The organism is Paracoccus acridae (assembly GCF_014642735.1).
GTDB classification, from domain to species: Bacteria; Pseudomonadota; Alphaproteobacteria; order Rhodobacterales; family Rhodobacteraceae; genus Paracoccus; species Paracoccus acridae.
This window is the reverse complement of the sequence record NZ_BMIV01000005.1, coordinates 45,643-61,449: the sequence shown is the minus strand read 5'-3', so window position 1 is coordinate 61,449 and position 15,807 is coordinate 45,643. Positions and strand designations below refer to the sequence as shown.

Below are 15,807 nucleotides of genomic sequence, written 5' to 3'. Positions count from 1 at the left end.
CATGGAGGCCTGGCTTTGCTTTGCCGGCGGGAACGCGCTTGGCGCGTTCCATGTCGGCGCCTGGCAGGCGGTCGAGGCATCCGGCCTGCGCGTCACGCGCGCGTCGGGCGCCTCGATCGGGGCGGTGGTGGCTGCGGTGATCGCAGGCAATCCGCCCGACCGGCGGACCGAGGCGCTGCACGCATTCCTGGACAAGGTCGCGCAGCATCGTTCGGTCAGCGGACGCCGGGCATCCATCACCGCCATGCTGCTGCGCGGCCATCCGCCGCTGTTCGTGCCATCCTGGCCGGGCCTGTGGGAGATCGTGCCGGGCATGCCCGCCGATCGTTCCCAATTCCGGCGCGGGCCGATGCGGCGGCTTCTGGAACGCAGCATCGACTTCGACCGCCTGAACGATTCCGATATCGAGGTCACGATCACCGCGCTGGATGCCGAAACCGGCCAGATCGTGGATTTCCGCAATCGCGGCACGACCCTGACGGTGGACCACCTGATGGCCAGCACCGCCTTGCCCATCCTGTTCCGGCCCATCCATATCGACGGCCGCGCCTTCCTGGATCCGGGCCTGTGCGAGAACCTGCCCCTGCGCCCCCTGCTGGACCGGCCGGGCGATGCGGCGATCATCGCGCTTGACCTGTTCACGCAGCAGGGAACGATGCTGGAAACCATGGACGGCATCGGCACCCGCGCGCAGGAACTGTTCTTTGCCGGGCAATCGGCCCGCATCATCCAATGCGCCGACCTGAAGGGGCGCGATTTCCATCATGTCGTGCTGACCGATCCCGACGATGTCTTCGTAGGCAAGGCCTTCGATTTCGGCAGGTCCAACCTGGCGCGGCGGGTCGAACTGGGCGCGGCCCTGACGGCCCGGGCGCTTGGCGGCCTTCGCGCGTCCTTGCCCCCCGCTGCACCGGCATCCGCCCCCTTGGAGAATGTGTCCGATGATTCCGATCCGTCTTCACGCCCGGCTTGACGCCGCATCCGCCGCCGCGCTGCTGTTGGTGCCCCGCGCCTTGGGATGGCCCGGCCGCCTCACGCGCCCGCTGACCTTGGCCGGGCTGGGGGTCGCGGCCTATTCCCTGGCCACCCGGTATCGCGACGGCCTGGACCAGCACCGGATGCTGGACGCGGCCCAAGGGGCGGCCTGCCTGGCGGCGGGTCTGGGCGAACGCGCGCCGGGACCGCGCGCCCTTCTGACAGGCTACGGCGTTTTTTCCCTGGCCGCCGCCGCCCTGACCCAGCCGCCGGGACCGGACGGGGTGCCGCTTCCCCGGGAAGCAGTGATCGGGGATGAGATTGGCCCGGATCTGGTCCGGCTGCGCTGCGGCATCGTCAACTTGGCCTTTATCGGCAGGCCGGATGCGGGGGATCGGGGTTGGTTCCTGGTCGATGCCGGTCTGGCGGGGTCCGGCCCCGCCATCCGCGCGGCGGCGCGGGGGCGGTTCGGCGATGCCCGGCCCGCCGCGATCCTCATGACCCACGGGCATTTCGATCATGTCGGCGCCTTGGCCGAACTGGCCCGAGACTGGGACGCGCCGATCCTGGCCCACCCTGTGGAACGCCCTTATCTGGACGGCACGCGGTCCTATCCACCACCCGCCCCCGAGGTCGGCGGCGGCTCCATGGCCGAACTGTCCCCGCTGTTCTCGCGCGGGCCGATCGATGTGTCCGACCGGTTGCAGGACCTGCCCCGCGACGGCACGATCCCCGGCCTGGACGGTTGGCAATGGATCCATACGCCCGGCCATGCGCCGGGGCATGTGTCCTTCTGGAACGCGGCCACGGGCGACCTGATCGCAGGCGACGCTATCAGCGCCACGCGCCAGGAATCGCTTGGCAGCGCGGTGTTGCAGATCCCGCATCTGCAAGGTCCGCCCGCCTATTTCACGCCTGACTGTGACGCCGCCGGAAAGTCCCTGCGCAGGCTTGCGGCGCTGCGTCCCGAACGGATGATCCCGGGCCACGGCCCTGCCGTGGCGGGACCGGATTTCCTGGCCGCGCTTGATCGGCTTGCCCGGGATTTCGACCGTCGCGGGCTGCCCGCCCACAGCCGCTATCTGCCCCGGTCGCCCGACCGGCCCTGACATGGACGGGGGCCGACGCCCCCACCAGCAACTGGCGCTTCATGAAGGCCGGATGATGCCGACCGCCATCCGCGCAAGATCCGCCGGTTGGAACCGCCGGCTCAGGACGCGGCCTGGTCCATCAGATGCCGAGCCCACAGCCCCGATGCCCAGGCGGCGGGAATGCCCAGGGGGATCGACACCAGCACCGTCGTCACCGGCGACAGCGCGGGCAGCCCGAGGGCTTGGCCCAGCAGCCCCAGCATGAACAGGTTGATCGCCACCGCCCCTGCCGCGAAGACATAAAGCATCAGCGCCAGTTTCCAGACCGGCCAGCGATCGTCCATGAGCTTTCCCCTTTTCTGTCCCATCCCTGCATTCTGCACGAATTTAATGCGGCTTCTTTGACTTTGGACAAGGATCGCCCCCGGCCGTCCGGCGATGGTGCAACCCATCGCAACTGTATCGGGAGATCCTCGCCATGCGCGAAGTCCTGACAAAGAGCATGGCCCGGAACATCTTCTATGGCGGGTCGCTGTTCTTTATCCTCATCTTCATCGGCCTGTCGGTGCACAGCCACTGGTATATCGTGAACGTGTCCACGAATGACGCGCCACTGACCGCCAGCGTGGCAAGCGGCAAGCACGTCTGGGAAAAGCACGCCTGCGTCAACTGCCACTCGATCCTGGGCGAAGGCGCCTATTTCGCGCCCGAGCTGGGCAACGTGATGACCCGCTGGGGCGTCCAGGACGACCCCGAGGCCGCCTTCGAGGTCATGAAGGCCTGGATGGAGGCGCAGCCTTCCGGGATCGAGGGGCGGCGCCAGATGCCGCAGTTCAACCTGTCCGACGACGAAATCCGCGAAGTCACCGACTTCCTGCTGTGGACCAACAAGATCCGCACCCAGGACTGGCCCCCCAACGACGCCGGTTGATTGGAAAACACCATGAAATATCAATCACAAAAGATCGCCCTGGCCTATATCGCCGTGGCCCTGGCCCTTTTCGCCACGCAGGTGACGATGGGGCTGATCATCGGCTATATCTATGTCCAGCCGAACTTCCTGTCCGAGATCCTGCCCTTCAGCGTGGGCCGGATGGTCCATACCAACGCCCTGGTGGTCTGGCTGCTGTGCGGGTTCTTCGGCGCCGCCTATTTCCTGATCCCCGAGGAAGCGGAACGCGAGATCCATTCGCCCTTCCTGGCCTATCTGCAGCTGTTCATCCTGGTGGTGGGCACGGCGGGGGCGGTGCTGACCTATCTGTGGAATCCCTGGGCCGGCAACTATTTCGTGGGCACGCAGGGGCGCGAGTTCCTGGAACAGCCCACCTGGGTCAAGGTCGGCATCGTCGTGGCCGCGCTGATCTTTCTGTACAACGTGTCGATGACGGTGCTGAAGGGCCGCAAGACCACGATCAGCACCATCCTTCTGATCGGGCTGTGGGGACTGGCGCTGCTGTTCCTGTTCGCCTTCTACAACCCCGCCAACCTGGGCCTGGACAAGCAATACTGGTGGTATGTGATCCACCTGTGGGTCGAAGGTGTCTGGGAACTGATCATGGCCTCGATCCTGGGCTTCCTGATGCTGAAGCTGACCGGCGTGGACCGCGAGGTCGTCGAAAAATGGCTTTATGTCATCGTCGCCACGGCGCTGTTTTCGGGCATCCTGGGCACCGGGCACCATTATTTCTGGATCGGGATGCCCGCATACTGGCAGTGGATCGGCTCGATCTTCTCCTCCTTCGAGGTGGTGCCGTTCTTCGCGATGATGGCCTTTGCCTTCGTGATGGTCTGGAAGGGCCGGCGCGACCACCCCAACAAGGCCGCCCTGCTGTGGTCGCTGGGCTGCGCCGTGCTGGCCTTCTTCGGCGCGGGGATCTGGGGCTTCCTGCATACGCTGCACGGGGTGAACTATTACACCCACGGCACGCAGGTCACCGCCGCCCACGGGCACCTGGCCTTCTATGGCGCTTATGTCTGTCTCAACCTGGCGCTGTTCTCCTATGCCATGCCGATCCTGCGCAGGCGCGACCCCTATAACCAGGTGCTGAACATGGCATCCTTCTGGCTGATGTCGGGGGGCATGCTGTTCATGACCTTCGCCCTGACCTTCGCGGGCACGGTGCAGACCCATCTGCAGCGCGTCCTGGGCATGGGCTACATGGAGGTGCAGGACCAGATGGCGCTGTTCTACTGGATGCGCTTCGGGTCGGGCGTCGCCGTGGTTCTGGGTGCGATCCTGTTCATCTATGCCCTGTCCTTCCCGCGCCGGGAAGTGGTCCGCCCCGGCCCGGTCGAGCGTGAGCGCCTGGCCAATAACCCCGACTACATCGCTGCGGAGTGACGACGATGGATGGAACCTTCAACATCGGGGGGCTTGATGCCCCCTTCTACCTGCCCCAGGCCGACGAATGCGACATCTTCGCGGCGGCCTTCGCGAAAAACCTGCCCCTGCTGCTGAAAGGCCCCACGGGCTGCGGCAAGACCCGCTTCGTGGCCCATATGGCAGCGCGTCTGGGGCGGCCGCTCTACACGGTCGCCTGCCATGACGACCTGTCGGCGGCCGACCTGATCGGGCGATACCTGCTGAAGGGCGGGGAAACCGTCTGGGTGGACGGCCCCCTGACGCGGGCCGTGCGCGAAGGCGCGATCTGCTATCTGGACGAGGTGGTCGAGGCCCGCAAGGACGTGGCCGTGGTCCTGCATCCCCTGACCGACGACCGCCGCATCCTGCCCATCGACCGCACCGGAGAGGAGTTGCAGGCGGCCCCCGGCTTCATGCTGGTGGCGTCCTACAACCCCGGCTACCAGAACATCATGAAGACGCTGAAACCCTCGACCCGGCAGCGCTTCCTGTCGGTGGAATTCACCTTCCCCAAGCCCGAACATGAAATCCCCGTTGTGGTGCGCGAAAGCGGGCTGGACGGCGACCGCGTATCCCTGCTGGTGCGGCTGGCGAACAAGCTGCGCGGGCTGAAGGGCCAGGATCTGGAGGAAGGCGTGTCCACCCGCCTGGTGGTCTATGCCGCCACTCTGATCGCGGGCGGCATGTCGATGGACCGCGCCATCCGCGCCGCCATGATCGAACCCCTGACCGACGATGCCGACATCCGCGCGGGACTGATGGATCTGGTCGTCGCGGTGATGGGCTGACGCCATGGGCCATATCGAGATCGCCCCCTGGGAGCCCGAGGAAAGCGTCGGCAAGATCTGGCACTTCCTGGCCTCGCGCATGGATCCGCCGCGCCGCTATCCCGATGCGGCGGTGCGCTTCGACGACATGCGCGGCCGCATCGCCGTGCTGTTCCGCGGGCTTGGCGGGGCGGCCGATGTGGAACTGAAGCCGGTGGCCGACCAAGCCAGCCGGCACCGCATATCCCTGCGCCGCAAGCTGGCGTTCGAGACCGAACACCTGGCCCGCGCCAGCTTCGACGGCGGATCGCTGCGCCTGCCGGTGGAACTGGCGGTCTTTCCCGACAAGGCCGACAACGAGGCGCTGTTCCTGTGGCTGGCCGCCGCATCGGCCCATGCGCCGGATTTCGTGGCCCAAGGGGATCCCTTCCTGGCCGACCTGGCCGCGATCCGCGCGGGCCGGGCCATGACCCGCGCCACGCTGCAATCTGCGCCCGGCCTGCGCGCCACATGGGCACGGCTTTGCGCGGCCCATCTGGCCGATCGCATCCGCCCGAACCTGTCGGGGGCCGAGGCTGGCGTGGAATCCTTGATCCGGCACCTGCTGGGCGATCCGGCCCGAGTCCATGCCGGGCTGCTGGCGGGCCTGGACAGCCCCCCTGTCCATTGGCGCGCCCCGCGCGGATACCGGCCGATGCTGCCCGTGCCCATGTGGCCCGACCTGCGCGGGTTGACCAGCGGCATCGCCTCCGACGTGGCAAGCCTGCCCACCGACGGCACGCCCGAGGAATCCGGCGACGGCACCGCCCGCAAGACGCGGCGGATCAAGGCCGACCAGGCCGAACGCAAGGACAGCCTGATCCTTTACAAGTTCGAGGCCATGCTGACCTGGGCCGAGATGCTGAACATCAACCGCCGGGTGGAAGACGACGACCTGGACAATGCCAAGAAGGCCGCCGACGACCACGAGGAGATCGTGCTGGGCCAGATCAGCAAGGCGCCGGCCACCAAGCTGAAGCTGCACCTGGATCTCGCGCCCGAGGATGTGGACCGCGAACGGGTCGCGGGCAAGCACACCTATCCCGAATGGGAGGCGCGGGGCGGCGTCTGGATGCCCGATCATTGCCGCGTGCTGGCAGCCCCCGTCGAACCCGCGCCCGATTACGCGGGCATCGCCGACCCTGCCGCCCGCCGCCGGATCGACGCGGTGCGCCGCCAGTTCCAGGCCCTCCGCCCGGCCCGGCTGATCCGCCATGCCCAGCCGGATGGCGACGACCTGGATCTGGACGCCACGCTGCGGTCCGTCACCGACCTGCGCGCATCGGGTCGCGGCAGCGACCGCATCTGGCGCCAAGCCCGGCCGGAAGACCGCGACCTTGCCGTGTCGATCCTGCTGGACGTCTCGCGTTCGACCGAAAGCGCCGTGACCGGACGCCCCGTCATCGACATCGCGCGCGAGGCGCTGACCGCGCTTGCCTGGGGCCTGGACGCCTGCGGCGACCGCTTCGCGATCCAGGGGTTCTCCTCGCTCAAGCGCGACAGGGTCTGGATCCATGACTGCAAGTCCTTCGACGAACCCATGGCCCAGCGGATCGAGGCCCGCATCCATGCCCTGCGCCCCGGCTTCTATACAAGGCTGGGCGCGGCGATCCGCCATGCCTCGGCAGGTCTTGCCAAGGAAGGCCGGTCGCGGCGGCTGATGATCGTCATCACCGACGGCAAGCCCAACGACCTGGACCATTACGAAGGCCGCCACGGCATCGAGGACAGCGCCATGGCCGTGCGCGAGGCGCGGCGGGCGGGCCATTCGGTCTTCGGCATCACCATCGACAAGGGCGCGCAAAGCTGGTTCCCGCGCATCTTCGGCCAGGGCGGCTTTTCCGTGATCCGCGACCCCGACCGGCTGATCGGCACCCTGCCCCAGATCTATCGCCAGCTGGTGATGTGATGGACCTGGAGGACCTGCCGGGCGAGTTGATCATGTGGATCCTGATCGGGTCCGAGATCCTGGTCTTCGCGGCTGGCATCACTGCCATGTCGGCCATGCGCCTGACCGATCCGACGGGCTTTGCGGATGCGCAGGCCATGCTGGACGGGCGGATGGCGGCGCTGAACACGGTCGTGCTGGTCACGTCCGGGCTGTTCGCCGCCCGCGCCGAACGCGCGGCGGCAGGGGGCGACCGGCGCGGGGCGCGGCGGGGGCTGATGCTGGCGGCGCTTGGCGGCGCGGTCTTCCTGGCCGTGAAGGGCGTGGAATACGCCCATGACCTGTCGGCGGGGATCGGCATCGACGCCCATCCCTTCTTCACCTTCTATTTCCTGCTGACGGGCTTTCACGCGGCCCATGTGGCGGCGGGCGTGGTCTTGCTGGCGATGGTCGCCATCCGCGCCAGGCCCGATGCGGTGCAGGCGGGGGCGATGTTCTGGCACATGGTCGATCTGGTCTGGGTGCTGATCCTGCCGCCCATCTATCTGCTGGGGTGACGATGATGGACCGGCTGACCCGCAACTGGCTGGTGCTGATCGCCCTGATCCTGGCGACCACCGCGCTTGCCGCCGCCGACGGGCGCATCGCCGCAGCCGGGCTGCTGGCCCTGGCCTGGGCCAAGTCGCGCGCGATCCTGGGCGGGTTCCTGCACCTGGACCGCGCGCCGGGATGGCTGTCGGCCTTCCTGGTGCCGCTGGGATTGTGGCTGTGCCTGGTCTGGGCTTTGACTGCGGTCAGATGACCTTGCTCATGGCCCCGAACGCATCGGCCTGGGCCAGATCCTGAAGGCGCGACACGGACGAGATCGCGGCGCTCGATTGGTTCACCTTGACACCTAACTCGCGCAGCTTGGCAAAGGCACGGGACAGGCTTTCGGGCTTCATGCCCAAGCGGCCCGCGATCAGCGCCTTGTCATAGGGCAGGACCACCGTGGCGCTTTCCGCGCCCTCGGGGCAGAGTTCCAGGAGGAATTCCGCCACCCGCTGCGCGCCGGACCGGGCCTTCAGCTGCTCGATCTGCTCGACCAGGCCCTGCAGGTGCATGAAGGTCGCCGACAGGATGGAAATCGCCGCCTCGGGTCGGGTCTGCAGCATGTCGAGAAAGGCCCGCGCGGGCACCGCGACCAGGTCGCAGGCCGTCGTTGCCTCGGCCGATACCGGATAGGCGGCGCGGCGCAGCGCGATCGGCTCGCCAAAGCTTTGGCCGCGCGTCATCACGCCCACCACCGCCTCGGCCCCGTTGGGGGCGATGCGGTAAAGCTTCATCCAGCCATCCGCGACGATATGGATCGCCTGGGCGTCGTCGCCATGCTGGAACAGGACCTGCCCGCGCCGCAACTGCACCAGATGGGCCGCGTCCAGCAGCCCGTCGCGCAGTTCCGGCGGCAGGGTTGCGAAAAGCCGCGACTGGCAGGCGATCTGGCGCTGCGCGGCGGACAGTTTCAGGCTCATCGGAACGGTCCTTCCTGAAAAAGGGAAACCGGGGTGCGGTGGCAGCCGCCGCCCCGGATCGGCCCTGGGGCGGCAAGCGCCGCCCCATCGGGATAAACGGTCACTGGACCTGGGCGATTTCCGCGTCCATGCGCTCGCGCGCCTTTTTCGACATCTTGGCGGTCTTGGCGGCGTCCAGGTTCGCGGGCGCATCGCCCACCTGGATCAGCCCCACCATGCCCATCGCGTAATGCGGGGTGCATTTGACGCCGTAAAGGCCGGGCTCGGTCACGGTCAGCGCATATTCCTCGTTGATCTTGCTTTTGAAGGTCTCGACGCCCTCGGGCAGGATCTCCTTGATCGCTTCGACGTTGTGGCTCTTGTCGGTGGGCACGAAGCGGATCACGTCGCCCGGCTCGGCCTTCACATAGGCGGGTTCGAACACCATCATTCCGGCCTCGCCCTTGTTCAGCATGTGGACCTCGTGTTCGGCCGCGAAGGCGGTGCCTGCGAGGGCCAGGACAAGGGCGGGGGCTGCAAGGAAGAATGCGCGTTTCATCTGTTATCTCCTGAGTCTGCGGGTCGATTGTTGAACCCGCTGGTCAGGAATTAGCCCCCCGGTCCCCCTTCTACTTTGACATAACGCAAAGAGCAGGGCGTTTACTCCGAAGGATCGGCGATGCGCGCCAAACCCTCGGCATCGACGACGGTCAGCTTCTGTCGCCCGCCCTCGACCAGGCCCTGCGCCTCCCATGAGGACAGCAGGCGCGACACGGTGTGCAGCGTTGTGCCCGTCATCTCGGCAATGTCCTGGCGGGTGATGGGAAAGTCGATGCGGGTGCCCGCGGCCTCGATCCGGCCGGCCTTTTCGGCCAGGCGCAGGACGGCATGCGCCACGCGGCGCTCGACCTCTTGGGTGGACATCTCGCGCAGGCGGGTATGGGCCTCGTCCAGGCGCTGCCCGATGGTCTGCATGGCGTTGATGGCCAGGCGGGGGTTGTTTTCCACCACCGCGTCCCAGTCGGCCATGGGCCAGCCGACCACGATGGATTCGACGGCGGCGCGCGCGGTGCCCGGATAGTCGGGCCGGGCCAGGGCGCGGGCAAAGCCGAACAGGTCGCCCGGATGGACGACGCGGACCATGACCTGCTGGCCGTCGGGCGTGACCTGCGTCACCTTCAGCCGCCCGTGCAGCAGCAGATAGAAGGCCACCGCCTGCGCGCCCTGTTCGAAGACAAGGCCGCCCGGCAGAACCCGGCGCGGCGTGGCGCGGGCCATCAGCCGCGACAGGGCGGCGGGCTCCATCTGCCGGAACAAGGGCAGGTTGCGGACCTGGGATATGTCAACGGCCACGTCTTGCGCCTTCACCATGGGTTTCTCCGTGTGTGCCGCAAAACGACAAGGGACGCAAAGCTTTCGGGAATATCGGTCAGCCTGCCACCTCTCGGACAAGGCGGAAGCCCAGGTTGGCGGGCGGCACGCCCACGGAACAGCCGCCCGATTTCGGATCGCGGACGAAATCGGCCACGGCGGCGCGATGCAGCCCCTCGACGATGAAGATGCCGCAGGTCTCGTCCTGCCGCTGGATCCGGCCTTCGGCGTCCAGATCGACCCGGCGCAGGCAGGTCGAGGTCCATTCCCAGACCGCGCCCCCGATGTCGCGGATGCCGCGCGAATTGACGTTCAGGCTGCCCACCGGGCGGATCTCCCGGTCCAGGTCGCGGCTGCGGGCCGCGTCGGCCGCGTATTCCGCCAGCCAAAGCACGGCCGGGTTGTCGGGATCGGCTTCCACGCCAAGCGCGTCGTCGCGAAACATCTCGGCCGCGGCAAAGGCCCATTCGGCGTCGGAAGGCAGCCGCCAGGTCTGGCCGGTCCGTTCAGACAGCCATTCGGCAAAGGCCACCGCGTCCAGCCAGCTGATCCCCGTCACCGGCAGGTCGGGCCGATCGGTGGGACCGCCGGGGGGCAGGCAGGCGCCTGCCGCCACGCAATCCAGCCACTGCCCGGTGCTGACGGGGGTTTCCATGATCTCGACCGGGGCGGGAAGCTGCGTGGTTCGGATGGGGGCGTCGGTGGACCGGCCCGCCTGCCGCCAGTCGCCGTCCAGGCGGTGTTCGAAAGGCCGGGGATCAAGGCGCACCATCCGGGGCAGGTCGGGCAGGTCGCGACGGTCCTGCGGCCACAGGGTCAGGCCCAAGGCGCCGGCAACGGCCCCGGCCAGCATGAAGGCGGTCGCGTGCATGGTCTTCGCCCTGCGTCAGGAAAAGGTGCCGCCCGCGCGGGATGCGCGGGCGGCGGTGTCGCAGTCAGGCGCCGGCGGCGGTGGGGGCCACGACCTGCTTCATCAGATCGTCGTTCCAGTCGCCCTTGACGACCACATGGGCTGCCGCGCCAAGCTCGAAGGCCTCGATCAGGTTGTGGTTCACATAGGCGTAAACGCCCGGCTGTTCGAAGGTATAGACCATCAGGCCCGCCGTGCCGCCCGGGATGAACCAGGTTTCAAGGCCGGTTTCGGGGGGGTTGTTGAACTTGCCCGTGGCCCAGACGTAATCGCCATGCCCGCCGATCAGGTGGGGCCGGGTGTCGCGATTGGCCTGGCTGTGGACGAAGGCCACCGTTTCCCCGACATTCGCGGTCAACGCATTGTCGCCGGTCAGGGCGCCCACGCCGCCGTTGAAGACCACATGGGTCGGCGTCAGGGTCTTCATGACGGTCACGACATCTTCGTAGCTTTCGCCGGGGCTGTCATAGGTCTTCCAGTTGCCCGCCTCGTCGCGCGGCACATAGAAGTCCTGCTCGCCGATGTAATAGACCTTGTCATAGCTGACCAGCTTGCCGTCGCGGTCCTTCAGCCCGTCGCGCGGCAGCACCATGATGGCGCCGTTCATGCCCGACACGACGTGCCAGGCCACCATGCCCGGAGGAGCGCAGTGATAGACAAAGACGCCCGGCTTGGTGGCCTTGAAGCGCAGCACGCAGCGTTCGCCGGGGTTCACCTGGGTCAGCGCGCCCCCGCCCAGGGCGCCGGTCGCGCTGTGGAAGTCGATGTTGTGCATCAGCTCGTTCGAGGGCGGGTTGATCAGGGTCAGTTCGACATAATCGCCTTCGTGGACCACCATCAGCGGGCCGGGCACGGTGCCGTTGAAGGTGGATGCCCAGTATTCGGCGCCATTGTCGTCCAGGGCGATCTTCTTCTCGATGATGTTCATCGTGAACTCGACCACCTTCGGGCCGCCGGTCGCGACCTGGTCATGGGCGTGGACGAAGGGCGGATCGACCAGGTCCACCTTGACGCGCGGCAGGCTGTCCACGTCCAGGGCGGTGGCGGGGGTCAGCACCTTGGCGGCCTCGGCGGTTTCGGCGGCGGCGACGCGCACCTGGCTCAGCGCGCCAGCGATGGCGGCGCCTGCAAGGATCGTGCGGCGGCTGACGGACAGGTTGGTCATGGCTGGTTTCCCTTGTACTCGATGACTGATCGAACCCGGTTCATCCCGGTTGAGTGAAGATTGCCACGCCACGTCCCGCCAAACGTTGTGCTGGATCAACCAAGTGCCGCCCATTCGTCCCGATGCTTGCGGCAACGCAAAGATCGGGCGCTTTTCCGGCCTATCGGTCAGGTGAGAGCGACGAAAGGAATGCGCCATGACCGATGCGAAACGTCCCCGAATCCCCCGAGGCCTGCGGCCCGACGGCGCCGCGCTGTGGTCATACGGGTTCCGGCCCTTCTTTCTGGGCGGCGCCGTCTGGGCGGTCGTCGCCATGGTGCTGTGGATCGCGGCCTTGATCCACGGCTTGCCCCTGGGCGGGGGTTACGGCGCCCCCCTGTGGCACGCGCATGAGATGGTCTTCGGCTTTGCCCCCGCGGTGCTGGCGGGCTTCCTGCTGACCGCGATCCCGAACTGGACCGGCAGCCTGCCGGTGTCGGGCCGTGCGCTGATCGGGCTGTTCTCGGTCTGGGCGGCGGGCCGCGTGGCGATGGCTGCGGCGGCGCTGACCGGGACTTGGGTCGCGGCGCTGATCGACGCCGCCTTCCTGCCCCTGCTGCTGGCCATCGCCGCCCGAGAGATCGTGGCGGGCCGCAAGTGGAACGACCTCAAGGTCCTGGGGGGCGTCGCGGCGATCATGGCGGGCAACCTGGGCTTTCACGCGGCGGCGCTTCTGGGCGGCGATCCGGCGCTGTGGATGCGCGCGGCGGTGGCGGGATATGTGATGCTGGTGCTGATCATCGGCGGACGCATCATCCCCAGCTTCACCCGCAACTGGCTGAACCGGCAGGGGGCCAAGGCGATGCCCGTGCCCCATGACCGCTTCGACATGGGGGTGATCATCGCCTCCGCCCTGGCGCTTGGCACCTGGACGGTTGCCCCCGAAACCTCGCCCGCCGCCCTGGGCTGCGCCCTGGCCGCCGGGCTGAACGCCGCCCGGCTGGCCCGGTGGCGGGGGCTTGCCACCCGCCCGGAGCCGCTGCTGTGGGTGCTGCATCTGTCCTATGCCTTCGTGCCGCTGGGCTTCCTGGCCGTCACGGCATCGGCCCTGGGGATCGTGCAGGCGGCATCGGCGCTGCATGTGCTGACGGTGGGGGTGATCGGCACCATGATGCTGGCCGTGATGACGCGCGCCACGCGCGGGCATACCGGGCGCGACCTGACCGCCTCGCGCGTGACCACGCTGTCCTATCTGTGCCTGTTCGCAGCCGCCCTGGCGCGCCCCCTGGCCGACCTGACCGGATCGGCGGGCCTGATGGAGGCCGCGGGCCTGTTGTGGATCCTGTCCTTCGGGCTGTTCGTCGCGGAACACGGCGCGATGCTGGTCCTGCAACGCCGCCAGGCGGGACGGTTGCAGGCGGCGCGTGCCTGACGGGGCCTCAGGCCCCTGCCCGGACCGGCTCCATCCGGTCCGGCGTCCAGGCCGGTTCCCAGACCAGCCGCACATCCACGGATGCCACGCCTTCCAGCGATTGCAACGCCGTCTCGACCCCCAGGCGCAGGAAATCCGCCAGGGGGCAGCCGCGCGTGGTGGTCGTCATCTGCACCCGGACATGGCCGCCCTGCACGTCGATGGCATAGATCATTCCCATGGCCACCAGATCGCGGCCGGTTTCCGGGTCCAGCACGGTCCGCAGCCTGTCGCGAACACGATCATGCAAGTCGGCCATGTCCGTCCCCCCTTTCAGATCCCGCGCCGCACCAGCAGCCGATAGGTCGCGCCGTCCGTCGCGAAGTTTCCCGCCCATTCGTGATGGCGCATCGCCAGTTCGGGGAACAGGAACATCGGTTCGCGGTCAAGCGTGGCGAACAGCACCTCGCCCGGCGCCATGCGGTCGATGGTTTCCAGGATGCGCACCATCGGCTCGGGCGGCATTAGGCCCGACAGGTCCAGCGTCCGGGCCGGATCGGGCCACAGCGCCGCGCCCGACGCCGATCCAGGGGCCAGGCCTTCCTCGACCGTCTCGCCCGCGACGGGGGTGAATTCCACCTGCCAGCCGCCATCGGGCAATTGCCGGTCGCGCGCCGAAAAGCCCCGGTTGGCCATCACGTTGAACAGGGGCACCGGCCGGAACGGCGCGATCAGCAGCAGGGGCTGGCCCGGCTGAAGGCCGTCCACGGCCTGCATGATCAGCGCAAAGGGATCCTGGCCCTGGGCCAGCGAGGGGCGCACGTCAAGCCGATGCGGGGCGGGGGATGTCATGGTGGGATCTCCGGTCGGTCGGGGGAAGGATCATCGGCGGCAATCCTGCGGGACGCGCCGTTTCGGAAAGGTGACGCAGGCGGCGGATCGCGATCAGTTCGCGCCCATGCAGCAGCGCCGCAAGCAAAAGCGCAAGGGCCGCCATGTCGAACAGCGCCGGAACCTGAAGGGCTAGGGCCAGCGTGCCGGCAAGGACGCCCGCGACCCACAGCGCCAGGCTGCGCCCGGCGGCGCGGGCGTCGGTCAGGTCATGGACCATCGGCACCTTCGCGCGCCCGATCAGGGGGGCGAAGACCTGGATCCAGGTCAGGAAGCTGGTGATCTTGACCATCTGGGCCAGCGTCAGCGTGGACAGCCACCCCGCAAGGGCCACGAAGATCGCCGCCTCGGCCCAAGGCCCGCCCAGGATCAGCCCGGGGGCGGTCAGCAGGGCGGCCATGGCCAGGAAGCCCAGGGCCGCGCGGCTCCATTGCATGTTCGTCTCGGGCACGGGGGCGCGGCGGCTTTGCCAGATGCGGCGGATCTCGGCCAGATACAGCCCCGTCGCAAGCGTGCAGGCCAGGCCGCAACCCGCGGTCAAAGGCAAGGGATCGCCGCCCGCCAGCAGCACGCCAAGCGCGCCAAGCAACAGCACCAGGGCAAGAACGGCCGCAATCAGCGCCGCGCGGCGCAGGGGGCCGCTTCGGTCAGGGGCGATCAGGAACATCGGAAACAGGCGATAGCTGACCCCCATACCCGCCAGCGTCAGCCATAAGCCCGCGCCCAGCAGCACATGCAGGGACAGCCCGTCGGGCAGCAGGGCCGCGCCCCAGGCAATGCCGCCGAAGGCCCAGCCCATGCCCGCACCCGTCGCCCACAGCAGCGGCAGCGCCAGAAGCGCAAGCAGCACCGTGGATCCGTCCCCCGTGCGCCAGGCTCGCGCGGCGATCAGCGTGCCCCCCAGCATCAGCATCGCCAGCCCGAAGGCCAGCCCCAGCAGCACCGGCCCCATCGCCAGCAGCGCGCCCGTGGGCCAGCCCTCCAGCGCCAGAAAGCCCCCTGCCAGCGACAGCGTGCCCGCGCCGCACAGAACCAGCGCGGGCAGCGCCAGCCGGGGCAGGACAAGGGGCCGGGCGGTCAGGACCGGAACGAACTGGATCAGCGATCCCAGCATCATCTGGCACAGCCAGCCCAGGGCGAACAGATGGACCGCCGCCAGGGCCCAACCCTCGGACCAGCGGCCCGGTCCGGCAAGGCCGAACGCAGCCATCGCCAGGGCCGCCAGCAGAAACGCCAGACCCGAGGCGAACCAAGCCAATGTCCATCGTGAAAGCGCCTTGCCCAGCATGTCGGACCCCCGAAACCGTGACGGACAGCATCCTGCACCCTGGGCACGACGTCGTTGATCGAACGCAAAGAGGCCGCGCATTTGCGATCCGCCGCGTGGACGCCGTTGCCGGGATCGTGTGGGAACCTTGGCCCGCCCCGCCTGTTGTCTGAACAGCCGGCTCATGCCGGACACCGAAAA

Annotated in this window: 18 protein-coding genes; 9 read left to right on the top strand and 9 right to left on the bottom strand. The window is 68.2% G+C overall.

Annotated elements, in window-relative coordinates; translation table 11 throughout:
* Position 1: 1 nt before the first annotated feature.
* Both IEX25_RS09010 and IEX25_RS09005 read left to right on the top strand, forming a co-directional pair.
* Positions 2–973, top strand: coding sequence for a patatin-like phospholipase family protein (locus tag IEX25_RS09010; RefSeq protein WP_188714793.1), 972 nt, complete (start codon positions 2–4; stop codon positions 971–973).
* Complete coding sequence (locus IEX25_RS09005; protein WP_188714791.1) at positions 942–2,084, top strand: MBL fold metallo-hydrolase; 1,143 nt, start codon at positions 942–944, stop codon at positions 2,082–2,084. Before IEX25_RS09010 ends, IEX25_RS09005 begins: the two co-directional genes overlap by 32 nt.
* A gap of 101 nt (positions 2,085–2,185) precedes the next feature.
* Here the strand turns inward: IEX25_RS09005 and IEX25_RS09000 are convergent, their stop codons facing one another.
* Positions 2,186–2,410 (bottom strand): hypothetical protein, encoded by a 225-nt coding sequence (locus tag IEX25_RS09000; protein ID WP_188714789.1) that lies wholly within the window; start codon positions 2,408–2,410, stop codon positions 2,186–2,188.
* Between the two features lie 134 nt (positions 2,411–2,544).
* Here IEX25_RS09000 and IEX25_RS08995 point away from each other — a divergent pair, with 134 nt between their 5' ends.
* The 6 genes from IEX25_RS08995 to IEX25_RS08970 are packed head-to-tail and all read left to right on the top strand — an operon-like array spanning position 2,545 to position 7,924.
* Entirely contained in the window at positions 2,545–2,997 is a 453-nt protein-coding gene (locus tag IEX25_RS08995; protein ID WP_103172427.1) for a c-type cytochrome, read from the top strand.
* Between the two features lie 12 nt (positions 2,998–3,009).
* The gene (locus IEX25_RS08990; RefSeq protein ID WP_103172488.1) at positions 3,010–4,407 is read left to right on the top strand and encodes a cbb3-type cytochrome c oxidase subunit I; all 1,398 of its coding nucleotides are present in this window, start codon (positions 3,010–3,012) and stop codon (positions 4,405–4,407) included.
* 5 nt (positions 4,408–4,412) lie between these two features.
* A complete protein-coding gene (locus tag IEX25_RS08985; RefSeq protein ID WP_188715045.1) occupies positions 4,413–5,216 on the top strand; it encodes a CbbQ/NirQ/NorQ/GpvN family protein in 804 nt (267 codons plus the stop codon).
* 4 nt (positions 5,217–5,220) lie between these two features.
* Positions 5,221–7,143, top strand: coding sequence for a nitric oxide reductase activation protein NorD (locus IEX25_RS08980; RefSeq protein ID WP_188714787.1), 1,923 nt, complete (start codon positions 5,221–5,223; stop codon positions 7,141–7,143).
* On the top strand, positions 7,143–7,679 hold the full coding sequence (locus IEX25_RS08975; RefSeq protein ID WP_188714785.1) for a cytochrome c oxidase subunit 3: 537 nt from the start codon (positions 7,143–7,145) through the stop codon (positions 7,677–7,679). Before IEX25_RS08980 ends, IEX25_RS08975 begins: the two co-directional genes overlap by 1 nt.
* Before the next feature lie 5 nt (positions 7,680–7,684).
* Entirely contained in the window at positions 7,685–7,924 is a 240-nt protein-coding gene (locus tag IEX25_RS08970; RefSeq protein WP_188714784.1) for a cytochrome C oxidase subunit IV family protein, read from the top strand.
* On the opposite strand, the gene IEX25_RS08965 is transcribed toward IEX25_RS08970, so the two are convergent.
* The 5 genes from IEX25_RS08965 to nirK all read right to left on the bottom strand — a co-directional run bounded on the left by IEX25_RS08965 (position 7,917) and on the right by nirK (position 12,058).
* Positions 7,917–8,633, bottom strand: a complete 717-nt coding sequence (locus tag IEX25_RS08965) for a Crp/Fnr family transcriptional regulator (protein ID WP_103172431.1) — start codon at positions 8,631–8,633, stop codon at positions 7,917–7,919. The two genes, IEX25_RS08970 and IEX25_RS08965, sit on opposite strands and share 8 nt — an antisense overlap.
* A 100-nt stretch (positions 8,634–8,733) precedes the next feature.
* Positions 8,734–9,171: a pseudoazurin gene (locus tag IEX25_RS08960; RefSeq protein WP_188714782.1), complete on the bottom strand. Its 438-nt coding sequence runs from the start codon at positions 9,169–9,171 to the stop codon at positions 8,734–8,736.
* Between the two features lie 101 nt (positions 9,172–9,272).
* Positions 9,273–9,983, bottom strand: coding sequence for a Crp/Fnr family transcriptional regulator (locus IEX25_RS08955; protein ID WP_229665117.1), 711 nt, complete (start codon positions 9,981–9,983; stop codon positions 9,273–9,275).
* Positions 9,984–10,041: 58 nt separating this feature from the next.
* Positions 10,042–10,854, bottom strand: coding sequence for an SUMF1/EgtB/PvdO family nonheme iron enzyme (locus IEX25_RS08950; RefSeq protein WP_188714776.1), 813 nt, complete (start codon positions 10,852–10,854; stop codon positions 10,042–10,044).
* Between the two features lie 64 nt (positions 10,855–10,918).
* A complete protein-coding gene (nirK, locus tag IEX25_RS08945; protein WP_188714769.1) occupies positions 10,919–12,058 on the bottom strand; it encodes a copper-containing nitrite reductase in 1,140 nt (379 codons plus the stop codon).
* A gap of 196 nt (positions 12,059–12,254) precedes the next feature.
* On the opposite strand from nirK, the gene IEX25_RS08940 reads away from it, so the two are divergent.
* Entirely contained in the window at positions 12,255–13,469 is a 1,215-nt protein-coding gene (locus IEX25_RS08940) for an NnrS family protein (protein ID WP_188714767.1), read from the top strand.
* 7 nt (positions 13,470–13,476) lie between these two features.
* Here IEX25_RS08940 and IEX25_RS08935 read toward each other — a convergent pair whose 3' ends face one another.
* The 3 genes from IEX25_RS08935 to IEX25_RS08925 are packed head-to-tail and all read right to left on the bottom strand — an operon-like array spanning position 13,477 to position 15,627.
* On the bottom strand, positions 13,477–13,767 hold the full coding sequence (locus IEX25_RS08935) for a metal-sulfur cluster assembly factor (protein WP_188714766.1): 291 nt from the start codon (positions 13,765–13,767) through the stop codon (positions 13,477–13,479).
* Positions 13,768–13,781: 14 nt separating this feature from the next.
* The gene (locus IEX25_RS08930; protein ID WP_188714764.1) at positions 13,782–14,300 is read right to left on the bottom strand and encodes a DUF2249 domain-containing protein; all 519 of its coding nucleotides are present in this window, start codon (positions 14,298–14,300) and stop codon (positions 13,782–13,784) included.
* Positions 14,272–15,627 (bottom strand): hypothetical protein, encoded by a 1,356-nt coding sequence (locus tag IEX25_RS08925; RefSeq protein WP_188714762.1) that lies wholly within the window; start codon positions 15,625–15,627, stop codon positions 14,272–14,274. The genes IEX25_RS08930 and IEX25_RS08925 overlap by 29 nt, the downstream gene beginning before the upstream one ends.
* Positions 15,628–15,807: the final 180 nt, after the last annotated feature.